At 63.8% G+C, this 12,074-nt stretch carries 7 protein-coding genes; all 7 read right to left on the reverse strand.

Features of this window, described 5'->3' with window-relative positions:
* Window positions 1–73 precede the first annotated feature (73 nt).
* Window positions 74–1,975, reverse strand: coding sequence for an EAL domain-containing protein (locus tag M6689_RS07720; RefSeq protein WP_298269878.1), 1,902 nt, complete (start codon window positions 1,973–1,975; stop codon window positions 74–76).
* A 169-nt stretch (window positions 1,976–2,144) separates the two neighbouring features.
* A complete protein-coding gene (locus M6689_RS07725; RefSeq protein ID WP_298269881.1) occupies window positions 2,145–4,808 on the reverse strand; it encodes a valine--tRNA ligase in 2,664 nt (887 codons plus the stop codon).
* A 98-nt stretch (window positions 4,809–4,906) separates the two neighbouring features.
* Window positions 4,907–6,136, reverse strand: coding sequence for a response regulator transcription factor (locus M6689_RS07730; RefSeq protein ID WP_298269884.1), 1,230 nt, complete (start codon window positions 6,134–6,136; stop codon window positions 4,907–4,909).
* 103 nt (window positions 6,137–6,239) lie between these two features.
* Window positions 6,240–7,436 (reverse strand): serine hydrolase, encoded by a 1,197-nt coding sequence (locus tag M6689_RS07735; protein ID WP_298269887.1) that lies wholly within the window; start codon window positions 7,434–7,436, stop codon window positions 6,240–6,242.
* 103 nt (window positions 7,437–7,539) lie between these two features.
* Entirely contained in the window at window positions 7,540–7,938 is a 399-nt protein-coding gene (locus M6689_RS07740; protein WP_298269890.1) for a DUF2914 domain-containing protein, read from the reverse strand.
* Between the two features lie 68 nt (window positions 7,939–8,006).
* Window positions 8,007–9,188, reverse strand: coding sequence for a bifunctional glutamate N-acetyltransferase/amino-acid acetyltransferase ArgJ (gene argJ, locus M6689_RS07745; protein WP_298269892.1), 1,182 nt, complete (start codon window positions 9,186–9,188; stop codon window positions 8,007–8,009).
* A gap of 77 nt (window positions 9,189–9,265) precedes the next feature.
* On the reverse strand, window positions 9,266–11,965 hold the full coding sequence (gene secA, locus M6689_RS07750; protein WP_298269894.1) for a preprotein translocase subunit SecA: 2,700 nt from the start codon (window positions 11,963–11,965) through the stop codon (window positions 9,266–9,268).
* Window positions 11,966–12,074 lie beyond the last annotated feature (109 nt).

Genomic DNA, 12,074 nt, shown 5'->3' on the forward strand with positions numbered 1-12,074 from the left:
TGTGGCACTGCTCTCTCCTCATCCTCTCCTCCCGTCTCCCGTCTCACGTCTCACATCTCACGCCTCACTTCCCTCAGCACCAGGTCCCGAAGTTGAGGCAGGCCCCGGCGACATTGCCGAGCATCGGCACGAGCTGCTCGGCGGGAGCCGGTTTGCTGAAGAGATGCCCCTGCATGTACCGGCAGTTGAGGGCACGGAGCACCTCCAACTGCTCGACCGTTTCCACCCCTTCGGCAACCACCCGGAGGTTGAGCCCCCTGGCCATGGTGATCACCGCGCCGGCAATCGCCTCGTCCCCCGAGCTGGAGGTGATGTCGCGCACGAAGGAACGGTCGATTTTCAGGGCATGGACCGGGAACTTCTTCAGGTAGTGGAAGGAGGAGTAGCCGGTGCCGAAGTCGTCGATGGCGATCTGCACCCCCATCCGTTCCAGGGCCCGGAAGGCTTCGATGGTGCTCTCGGCACAGTCCATCATGATGCTCTCGGTCACCTCCAGGACGAGCCAGCGGGGATCGAGCCCCGACTCCTGCAGCGCCCCCCGCACCGTCGCCACCAGGTCCCCCTGCTGCAGTTGGCGCGGGGAGAGGTTCACGGCGATCTGCATCGGGGGGTACCCCTCATCCTGCCAGAGGCGGTTCTGGCGGCAGGCGGTCCGCAGGACCCACTCCCCGAGGGGAACGATCAGCCCCGTCTCCTCGGCAAGGGGGATGAACCGCGCCGGCGGCACGATCCCCAAACTCGGATGCTGCCAGCGGACAAGGGCCTCCATGGAGGCTATCTGGCCATGATCCACGTTCACCTTCGGCTGGTAGTAGAGGATGAACTCCTCGCGCTCCAGCGCCTTGCGGAGGCTGTTTTCCATGGCGAGCCGGTCGAAGGCCCGCGAGTTCATCTCCGGGGCGTAGAGCTGGCAGTTGTTGCGCCCCTGCTCCTTGGCCCGGTACATGGCGAAGTCGGCGTTCTTGACGAGGGCCTCGGGGGTGTCGCCGTCATGGGGATAGAGGCTGATGCCGATGCTTGTGGTGACGAACAGCTCGTGGCCGTCGAAAACGAAGGGGCGTTGAAACCCCCTGATGATCTTCTGGGCGACCTTCACGGCGTCTTTTGCGTCGGAAACGAGCGAGAGGAGGATGATGAATTCATCACCGCCCTGGCGCGCCACCGTGTCCCCCTCGCGGCGACAGCACTCGCGAAGCCGCCGGGCGACCGCCGAAAGGAGCTTGTCGCCGGTGGCGTGACCGAGGGTGTCGTTGATCACCTTGAAACGGTCGAGATCGAGGAACATGACCGCCAGCGGCCGCTCCTGACGTTGGGCCAGGGCCATCGCCTGCTGGAGGCGGTCATTGAAGAGGCGGCGGTTGGGCAAGCCGGTAAGGGAATCGTAGTACGCCATCTGGCGGATCGTCTCTTCGGCGCGGGAGCGCTCGGCGATCTCCTCCTCCAGCATCACCGCGTGACGCCTCAGATCCTCCATCAGGCGGAAGTTCCGGATCACCATGGATGCCGAATGGGCATACTGCTGAAGGAGCTGTTCGTCGATCTGGTCGAAGGGGTGGCCAACCCGGAACGCCGAGATGCAGCCGGTGACCCGGCCGTCTTCGAACACCGGCACGAGGAGGACGGTATCCATCTCCATGATCTTGAAGAGTTCGCAGGTTTCGCGGGCCGAGGAGGATAAGCGGTCGATGCGAAGAGGTGTGCCGCAGCCGGCCACGGATGCACAGAGGCTTCCGTTTCGGAGCGGTTCGGTCACCCCGCTCACCATGTGGTTCCACTCCCCCGAGGCCGCGGTGTAGGTAATGCTCCTCCCCGGGAGATCGACGGTGGTAAAGACGGCGGTCTCCGCACGGACAATTTCGCACGCCCCGTCACAGAGCGCCGTATGGAGAAGATCCCATCCCCCCATGGCGAGCAGGCGCCTGATCCAGAGATCGAGCTTGAAAAGTCCGTCGTTGTACCGCTTCAGATTCGCCATGGGACTCCCGCGTCTTTACCGGTGCCGGAAACTGTCACTCCTTGTCCGGCTTTTGCCCGCTTTACCCTCTGATCGCAACGTGAAACACCTTGGGCAGCAAGAATCATTCCGCAAAGAAAAGAGATACAAAAAACGCCGTTGACCCTGCAATCAACGGCGTTCTCCCCGGCTATCGAAGCCTTCTGATCTTTTCGAGACTCGCCTGCAGAACCTGCTTTTTCTGGAGCGCCTCGGCGAGCTTCTCCCGCTCCTTCTCCACCACGTCGGCAGGGGCGCGCTCCACGAAGGATGGGTTGCGGAGTTTCTTCGCGAGGAACTCCTCGTCCTTCTCCAGCTTCCCGATCTCCTTGAGGAGCCGTTTCTCCTCCTCCTCGACGTCCACGAGCCCCTTGAGCGGGACGGCGATCTCCACGTCACCCGCCACCTGAATCGCCGCGTCGGCCGGCTTGTCGAGCCCGGTGCCGATGGCAAGGTCCGAGAGCCGCGCGAGGCTCATGACGTATACCTCGTTCTTCCTGAGAAGCCGGAGGCTAGCCTCGGAACCGCAGTTCAGAATCACCGCGATCTCCCGGGAAGGGGCCACATCCATCTCCCCCCGGATATTCCGGATCCCCCGGATCACCTCCATGACGAGCTCCATCTCGGCGGCGCCATCGGCAAAATCCCACGCCGGGTTCGGCACGGGCCACGCAGCGGTCATGATGGTCGGCGTCGGCCGCGTCCCGGGGAGCGCCTGCCAGATCTCCTCGGTTATGAACGGCATGAAGGGGTGGAGCAGGCGCAGAAGATGCTCCAGCACCAGCCAGAGGACGTAGCGGGCCGACTGCTGCCGCGAGGCGTCGCCGCGGTAGAGGTCGTCCTTCACGAGCTCGATGTACCAGTCGCAGAACTCGCTCCAGGTGAAGCGGTAGAGGGCACCGGCCGCGTCGTTGAAGCGGTAGGCCTCCAGCGCCTCCCTGGTCTCGGTCGCCGCCGCGTTGAACCTGTGGAGGATCCAGCGGTCGGCGTTGGAGAATTCGAGGGTCGCCGGATCGACGGCGTCCGGATCGAACCCTTCGAGATTCATGAGACAGAAGCGGGAGGCGTTCCAGATCTTGTTGGCGAAGTTCCGGTAGCCGGCGATCCGCTCCTCGGCCAGCTTGATGTCGCGCCCCTGGGCGGCGAAGGCGGCCAGGGTGAAGCGGAAGGCGTCGGTGCCGTACTGGTCGATGACGGTCAGGGGATCGATGACGTTCCCCTTGGACTTGCTCATCCTCTGTCCCTGGGCGTCGCGCACCAGTGCGTGGATGTAGACATCGCGAAACGGCACCTCGTCCATGAAGTGAAGCCCCATCATCATCATCCGGGCGACCCAGAAGAAGAGGATGTCGAAGCCGGTCACGAGGCAGGAGGTGGGGTAGAACGTGGCGAGCTCCGGCGTCCGGTCGGGCCACCCCATGGTGGAGAAGGGCCAGAGCGCCGAGGAGAACCAGGTGTCGAGGACATCTGTCTCCTGGCGGATGTTGGCACTGCCGCACTTGGAGCAGGCGCTGGGATCGACCTTGGCGACGGTGGTCTCGCCGCAGTGGTCGCAGTACCAGGCCGGGATCCGGTGCCCCCACCAGATCTGGCGCGAGATGCACCAGTCACGGATATTCTCCAGCCAGTCGTAGTAGGTGTTCTCCCACTGCTGGGGGATGATCCGCGTCCGTCCCTCCTTCACCGCGGCCAGGGCCCGCTTGGCCAGGGGGCCGACGTTCACGTACCACTGGAGCGACAGGTAGGGCTCCACCACCGTCTTGCAACGGTAGCAGCCCCCGACCGCCAGGGCGTGGTCGGCGATCTTTTCCAGGAGCCCCTGCTCCTCCAGGTCCGCCACGATCTTCTTCCGGGCGGCAAAGCGGTCGAGTCCCTCGTACTGGTGGCCGGCGGCGTTGATGAAACCCGACTCGTCGAAGATGTTGATCCGGTCCAGGTTGTGGCGCTTGCCGACCTCGAAGTCGTTGAAGTCGTGGGCGGGGGTGATCTTCACCACGCCGGTGCCGAACTCGCGGTCGACGTAGTCGTCGGCCACCACCGGAATCTTCCGGTTCACCAGCGGCAGCAGCACCGTTTTCCCTACCAGGTCGGCGTAGCGCCCGTCCTCGGGGTGGACCGCCACGGCGGTGTCGCCGAGCATCGTCTCGGGACGGGTGGTGGCCACCACCACGAAGCGCGCCGGCTCCTCAGCCACGGGATAGCGGATGTGCCAGAGGTGGCCGGCCTTCTCCTCGTGCTCCACCTCGATGTCGGAGAGGGCCGTGTGGCAGCGGGGGCACCAGTTGATGAGCCGGTTGTCCCGATAGATGAGCCCCTCCTCGTAGAGGCGGACGAAGACCTCCCGCACCGCCCGGGAGAGCCCTTCGTCCATGGTGAAGCGCTCCCGCTCCCAGTCGCAGGAGGCGCCGAGGCGCTTCAGCTGCCCGATGATCTGCCCCCCGGATTCCCCCTTCCATTTCCAGACCCGGTCGATGAATGCCGCCCGGCCCAGCTCGTGACGGTCCCTCCCCTCGCCGGCCAACTGGCGCTCCACCACGTTCTGGGTCGCGATGCCGGCGTGGTCGGTACCGGGCATCCAGAGGACATTGCAGCCGCTCATCCGTTTCCAGCGACAGAGGATATCCTGCAGCGTGTTGTTTAGGGCATGCCCCATGTGCAGCGCCCCGGTGACGTTCGGCGGAGGGATGACGATACTGTAGGCGGGCTTGTCGCTCGTCGCCTCTGCGTGGAAGTATCCCTCCCGTTCCCACGTTGCGTACCACTTTTCTTCAACGGCCTGCGGTTCATAGACCTTGGCAAGTTCCTTGTCTGCCATTGGGGTATCCTCTTGCTTTTCAAAATAAAAATGGGGATGAAGCATCCCCATTCGAAATCAGCCGGTTCCAGCCGTTCTCCAGCCGCCTGTGGCCGGCGCTAGCTCCCTTCCTTGATCTTGCGGATCTCTTCCTTGATGAGCGTCTCCGCAAGATCGGGAACTACCTCCCAGGCGATCCTCTCGATGATTTCCCGGGAGATCCGGGAGATGGCCGCCGAGAGCTGCTCCTCGGTAAGGGTGATGGTCCCGCCGGGCGCCTCGGCAGGCCCGGAGGGGGCCGCAGCGGCGGGGGAAGCGATCGCCTCCGCCGCCGGTACATACTCCTCCTCGGGTGCGACCTGCTGTTCGACCTCCGGCAGGGCCGGCTCCCCGAACAGGGGGACGAAAGCCTCGCCGCCTGCCGGCTCTTCCGCGGCCGGTGCGGCCGCCTCCTCCATCCCGAACGCGAAGGGCTCCGCGGGGGGGGCGGAAACGGATTCGAACGAGAAGGTATCGACGGAAAGCGCCTCGAACTGTTCCACAGCGGGGGATGACGGCGCGGCGGGCTCCTCCTCGACACCGAAGACGAACTCTTCTTCGGCCGGGATGCCGAACTCCACGGTCCCGGCCGGGGCGACCGCCGGAGCACCGGAAGAGACCTCCCCTATGGGCCCGGGGGCAGGCAGTGAGGCTTCGATCCCGACCTCAGTCTCGACCCCTCCCCCTGCTTCCTCCTCAACAACCTCTTCCACGAGTTCAAAAGCACCCCAGAGGTCGTCGGCAGGAGAAACTTCCTCAAGCTCGGCGAAAAACGCCGACTCCGGGGCGGCAGGGGTCTCGAAGAGCGGCTCGGCAAAGGGGGTGACAGGGGCGACGGGCTCTTCGGGCACCGGAAGCGGCGTTTCAAGATCGAGCGTAAAGAGCTCCTCGCCCGGGGCCTCCGGAGCAGCCTCTGCCGCCGGCGCTTCCGGCCGCGACGCGCGAAGCGCCATAAGGCTCTTTACCCTGTCGACAAGCTGCTGGGATTCGAAAGGCTTGGAGATGAAGTCGTCAGCCCCGCTTTCGCGGGCCTTCTCCTCGTCGAAGGGCTCGAAGGCACCGGTCATCAGGAGAATCGGGACATCCTTCAGGAGGGGATCCCTGCGGACCGCCGCGCAGACCTCGTAACCGCTTTTTCCGGGCATGACCGCATCCACCAGCATCACATCGGGGCGGACCTCGCGGGCCTTTTCCACAGCGGCGTCACCGTTGTCGACGACGGTCAGCTCATAATCCTCATTGGCGAAGATGATCCCTACGACCTTCTGAATGGTAATGCTGTCGTCGGCAAGGAGAAGCCTGCTGCCCATGAAATCCTCCTCAGGCGGGGGGTCTGCGGCCCGTTCAAAACAGTCTCAAACCGCGGACAATCGCGGGAAAAGCTAGCATAAGACCCCAAGGGTGTCAAGATATTTACCGGAACGGCGAAGGGGTCCCACCACCCTCCATGGCGCGCGCATGGAGAGTCGGCTCCAGCATCTCGAACGCAAGGGTGGAGATGTCGCTGCGCAACTTGCTGAAGGCGCGGGTATGCCGGTAATCGAGGCGCGCGGAGAGGAAAATGACATAGGAACCACTCTCCGGATCGAGCCATACCGATCCACCCGAATAGCCGGTGTGGCCGAACGAATACTCGGAGAAACCGTTGCCGCGCGGCGATGAGTACGGAGAAGAGATATCCCAGCCAAGCCCCCGCGCCACCTTCCCTCCGCGGGAAAAATAGGGGGCCGTCATCTGGGCGACGGTGCGCGACTCCAGCACCCGCTGGCCGTTGAGCATTCCTCCATTCAGGATCATCCGGCAATACACCGCCAGGTCTCCGGCCGTGGAAAAGAGCCCCGCGTGTCCGGCTACACCGTCGAGGAGCCGGGCCAAAGGGTCCTGGACCTTCCCGAACTGCGGCAACCCCGCGCTGTCGAGGGTTGCCGCACACCGGCCGACTGTCCCGGAGCCCGGATTGAAACAGGTGTCCCACATGCCGAGCGGCGCGTAGAAGGAGGCAGATGCGTACCTGTCGAGGGGGACCCCCGAAGCCCGCCGCACCAGCTCGGCCAGAAGGATGAAATTGATGTCCGCGTATCTGAAGCGATGCCCCGGCTCCCCCTTCAGTTTCTGGGCAGCGGCTCCCTCGATGGCACTTTGCAGGGGCGCACGGGGAGAGAGGGGAAAATCGTCAAGCCCCGAGGTGTGTGTCAGGAGATTGACCACGAGCACCTCGTCCTTCCCCTTGCCGGCGAACTCGGGAAACCATCGGCCGACGGGGTCGACGAGACTCACCTTCCCCTCCTCCGCCAGCTTCATGACGGCGGGTGTCGTGGCAATGACCTTGGTAAGGGAGGCGACGTCGAAGAGCGTATCACTGGTGACGGGGGGCGCGTCGGGTGTTCCCGCGGTCCGGCCGAAAGCGGTTTCGTAGACGACCCCGGTACGGTTGCCGACGAGCACGACCCCTCCGGCAACAAGCCCGTCCGCCATCGCCTTTTCCACGATCGCCCCGATGAGCCCCGCCTTTTCGGAGGTGACGACGAGCGGCACATCGCCGGCGAAAACCGTCAGCGAACTGAGCAGCACGCAGAGTATGACGAGAAGTTTTCCGTGTCTCACTGGCATTACACCATCTTCGCGCGGGGAGGAGGCCCCGGACTTTTGCGGTTACCTGGAAAGGACTGCAAAAGCCGGGCCGCACAAATGGAAAAGGGGAGCAGAGCCCCCCTCAGTTGATCTTGAATTCCACCGCCTTCAGAAGCTTTCCCCCGGCGTCGAGGGCCTCAACCCGCCACTTCCCCACCGATTCCCGGTCGATGGGGCGTTTGCTCCAGGTCCGCCACTTCTCTCCCTTCACCTTGAGCTCCTGCTCGCCGACCACCGCGCCGTTCCTGTACCAGACATGCCTGATGGCGGTATCCTGCTGGGAAGGGTTCACGAGGCGGGTAAAACAGTAGAGGGCCTTCACCGATGTTGACGATATCCGTTTCACCGAATCGATCGGATTGTTCCGGACGATCTTGGTGGTGACCGCCATTTCCGTGATCCTCAGGTCGGCCCCGAAAACGCGCGTCGCACCGCAAGTAAACAGAACAAGCACCACCAGACAAGCGAGCAGCCTACCCATCGATTTCACCTCCCGCATGCGGCTCAAGCCGGGATTATTTTCACTCCTCACTCCACACTCCTCACGAATCAGGTCCGGTAGTCGGCATTGATCTTTACGTAGTCGTACGAAAGGTCCGAGGTATAGACCGTGGCGGTGCCGCCACCGAGGTGGAGGTCTACGACGACCGTGAACTCCTTCTGCTTCAGGACCTCCGTACCTCGCGCCTCGGCATCGCCGCCGGCAAAGATACCGTTCTTCACCATCCGGACACCGTCGAAGAAGAGTTCCGCCCGCTCCGGCTCCACATCGGCGCCGGAATACCCCACCGCCGCGAAGATCCTGCCCCAGTTGGCGTCCTGGCCGAAGAAGGCGGTCTTCACGAGGCACGAGTTGGCAACCGCCATGGCCGCCCGTTTGGCGTCAGCGTCGGAGCGCGCCCCCAGCACGGTGATCTCCACGAACTTGGTCGCCCCCTCTCCGTCCCTGACGATGAGCTTCGCCAGCGCCAGGAGCACCTCGTCGAGCAGTCGGACGAAGTCGGCGGCCCCGTCGGCGGTGCCGGTAAGGGGAGGGTTGCCTGCCGCGCCGTTCGCCATGATGATGGCGGTATCGTTGGTGGAGGTATCGCCGTCTACGGTGATGGCGTTGAAGGAGCGCTCGACGCCGGCGGCGAACACCGTCCGGAGCCACGCCGGATCCACCGCCGCATCAGTGACGATGAAGGCGAGCATGGTGGCCATGTTCGGCATGATCATCCCGGCCCCCTTGGCGATGCCGGCGATGGTGTACTCCTTCACGCCGGCGCTCCCCTTCCGGCTCTCCAGCTTGGGGAACGTGTCGGTGGTCATGATGGCGCGGGCCACGCCATCCAGGGTACCGCCAGAGATCCCATCCACCAAGGGGCGTATCCCTCTCCGGATCCGCTCCATCGGAAGCGGCACGCCGATGACACCGGTGGAGGAGACGAGCACCGCCTCGTCGGGGACCCCGAGCCCCTCGGCCACCAGCCTGGTGGTCTCCCGTGCGTCGTCCATCCCCCGCGGGCCGGTACAGGCGTTGGCATTGCCGCTGTTCACGACAATCGCCTGACAGGAACCGTCCCGGCTCCGCTCCATGTCGATCAGCACCGGCGCCGCCTTCACCTTGTTGGTGGTATAGACCGCCGCCACGGCGGCCGGCGTTTCTGAAAAGATCAGCGCCAGGTCGAGCCGGCCCGGCTTCTTGATGGCCGCCTCCACGGCGGAGAACTGAAAGCCTTTGATGTTCATGATGCCTCTCCATGTAGGGGCAACCCCATGTGGTTGCCCCTGGGCGGCCACACGGGGCCGCCCCTACAAGACACAGATTATTTTCCGCAGCACTTCTTGTACTTCTTGCCGCTGCCGCAGGGGCACGGGTCGTTGCGGCCGGCGGTCTTCTTGCTCTTCACGGGCTGGGGCGCGGCGGCAGGCTCCTCGCCGAGGTTGAAGACCATCTTCTTCGGCTGCTGTTTCGGCAGCTCTTCCTCCATCTGCTCCACATCCTCCTCGCGGGCGATCTGGACCCAGAAGATCTTCTCGACGGTCTCCTCGGCGATGCGCGCCATCAGAGCCATGAAGAGCTCGTAGGCTTCTTTCTTGTACTCCTGCTTGGGGTCCTTCTGGCCGTAGCCCCGCAGGCCGATCCCCTCCTTCAGGTGGTCGATGGAGAGGAGATGGTCCTTCCACTGGCTGTCGATGGTCTGGAGCATGATCACCTTGATGAGGTGGTCCATGAGCTCGTCGCCGAAGGACTGAAGTTTCTCGTCGAAGAGTCGGTGGACGTTCTCCCTGAGCAGGGTCCGGAAGCTCTCGGGAGAGAGCCGCTCCATGGTCTCTGCCGGGACGTCAAGCTGGATGCTGAAGACCTTGTAGATCGCCTCGCCGATCGCCTGCCAATCCCACTCGTGGGCCGAGACCTTGTCGATGGCGTAGGCGGCGGCAACATCCTCGATGGTGTCGTCGAGCATCTGGGTGAAGTGCCCCCGGATATCATCGCCCCCCAGAATCTCGCGGCGCTGGGTGTAGATCACCTCGCGCTGCTTGTTCATGACGTCGTCGTACTCGATGAGGTGCTTGCGGATGTCGAAGTTGTGGGCCTCGACCTTCTTCTGGGCATTCTCGATCGCCTTGGTGATCATCCCGTGGGTGATCGCCTCCCCCTCTTCGATCTTGAGGAAATCCATGATCTTGGCGACCCGCTCGGAACCGAAGATCCGCAGCAGGTCATCCTGGAGTGAGAGGTAGAAGCGGGACGATCCCGGGTCCCCCTGGCGGCCGGAGCGCCCCCGGAGCTGGTTGTCGATCCGCCGCGACTCGTGGCGCTCGGTACCGAGGATGTGGAGGCCGCCGAGCTTCACCACCTCGTCGTGCTCCCTGGCGCTCTCCTCCTTGAACCGCGCCAGGACCGCCGCGTACTCCCCGTCGCCCGCCTCCGGGTTGGCCCGGCGCCACTGCTTGGCCAGGCTGTCGGGATTGCCGCCGAGGAGAATGTCGGTACCACGTCCCGCCATGTTGGTGGCTATGGTCAGCATCCCCTTGCGTCCCGCCTGGGCGACGATCTCCGCCTCCTTCTCGTGCTGCTTGGCGTTCAGAACGTTGTGCGGGATTCCCTGCCTGCGGAGCATTTCGGAGAGGACTTCCGACTTCTCGATGGAGATCGTGCCGACCAGCACCGGCTGTCCCTTGGCGTGGCATTCCCTGATCTCCTCGATGACTGCGCTGAATTTCTCCATCTCGGTCTTGTAGATGACATCGGGGAAGTCGGGGCGGAGGAGCGGCCGGTTGGTCGGGATGACCACGACGTCGAGCTTGTACATCTTGTGGAACTCCTCGGCCTCGGTGTCGGCGGTACCGGTCATCCCCGAGAGCTTCTCGTACATCCGGAAGTAGTTCTGGAAAGTGATGGTGGCCAGGGTCTGGTTCTCGTTCTCGATCTCCACCCCTTCCTTCGCCTCTATCGCCTGGTGGAGGCCGTCGGACCAGCGCCGGCCCGGCATGAGGCGACCGGTGAACTCGTCGACGATGAGCACCTCGCCGTCCTTCACCACGTAATCCACGTCCCGCCTGTAGAGGGCGTGGGCCCGCAGGGCCTGCTGCACGTGGTGGAGGATCTCCATGTTGCGCGGATCGTAGAGGTTGTCGATCTTGAGGAGCTTCTCGACCTTGAGCACCCCTTCCTCCGTGAGGGTGGCGGAACGGGCCTTCTCGTCCACCGTGAAGTCGCCGGTGTAGACCTTGCGCTTGCCGGAGAGGGTGTTCGCCTCCTCCTCCTTCACCTCCCCCTTTTTCAGGTTCGGGATGATCCGGTCGATGACGTAGTACTTGTCGGTGGACTCCTCCGTCGGGCCGGAGATGATGAGGGGGGTGCGGGCCTCGTCGATGAGGATCGAGTCCACCTCGTCGACGATGGCGTGGTGGAAGGGACGCTGCACGTAGTCGTCGAGGGAGAACTTCATGTTGTCCCGCAGGTAGTCGAAGCCGAACTCGTTGTTGGTGCCGTAGGTGATGTCGGCGCCGTAGGCGGCGCGGCGCTCCTCGTCGTCGAGACCGTGGACGATGACCCCCACCGAGAGGCCGAGGAAGTTGTAGATCATCCCCATCCACTCGGAGTCCCGCTTGGCAAGGTAGTCGTTCACCGTGACGACGTGGACCCCTTTGCCGGTCAGGGCGTTGAGGTAGGCGGGGAGGGTCGCCACGAGGGTCTTCCCTTCACCGGTCTTCATCTCGGCGATCTTCCCCTGGTGGAGGACCATGCCGCCGATGAGCTGCACGTCGAAGTGACGCATGTTGTGGACGCGTTTCCCCGCCTCGCGGCAGGCGGCGAAGGCCTCGGGGAGGATCGAGTCGAGGGGTTCCCCCTTGGCGTAACGCTCCTTGAATTCGAAGGTCTTATTGCGAAGCTGATCGTCGTTGAGTTTCGCGAACTGCGGCTCCAGACCGTTGATCTTCTCCACGACCGGCCAGAGGCGCTTCAGCTCGCGCTCGTTCTTGCTGCCGACGATCTTCTTGACGATGGTTCCGAACATTAACTAATCTCCTGTCGAAGGGTAGATTGGAACAAAAGTAACGGGAAACGGTACCACAACGGGGGGAAATGCTCAATACTTACGTTTGTCTGCCGGGGTACGCGCCTCC

The organism is Geobacter sp., from assembly GCF_027327745.1.
Classification (GTDB): Bacteria; Desulfobacterota; Desulfuromonadia; order Geobacterales; family Geobacteraceae; genus Geobacter.

Coding starts and splice junctions, on each gene's coding strand:
- M6689_RS07725 (WP_298269881.1), bottom strand. CDS start 4,808: ATGGCAGACAAGGAACTTGCCAAGGTCTATGAACCGCAGGCCGTTGAA.
- secA (WP_298269894.1), bottom strand. CDS start 11,965: ATGTTCGGAACCATCGTCAAGAAGATCGTCGGCAGCAAGAACGAGCGC.
- M6689_RS07740 (WP_298269890.1), bottom strand. CDS start 7,938: ATGGGTAGGCTGCTCGCTTGTCTGGTGGTGCTTGTTCTGTTTACTTGC.
- M6689_RS07720 (WP_298269878.1), bottom strand. CDS start 1,975: ATGGCGAATCTGAAGCGGTACAACGACGGACTTTTCAAGCTCGATCTC.
- argJ (WP_298269892.1), bottom strand. CDS start 9,188: ATGAACATCAAAGGCTTTCAGTTCTCCGCCGTGGAGGCGGCCATCAAG.
- M6689_RS07730 (WP_298269884.1), bottom strand. CDS start 6,136: ATGGGCAGCAGGCTTCTCCTTGCCGACGACAGCATTACCATTCAGAAG.
- M6689_RS07735 (WP_298269887.1), bottom strand. CDS start 7,436: ATGCCAGTGAGACACGGAAAACTTCTCGTCATACTCTGCGTGCTGCTC.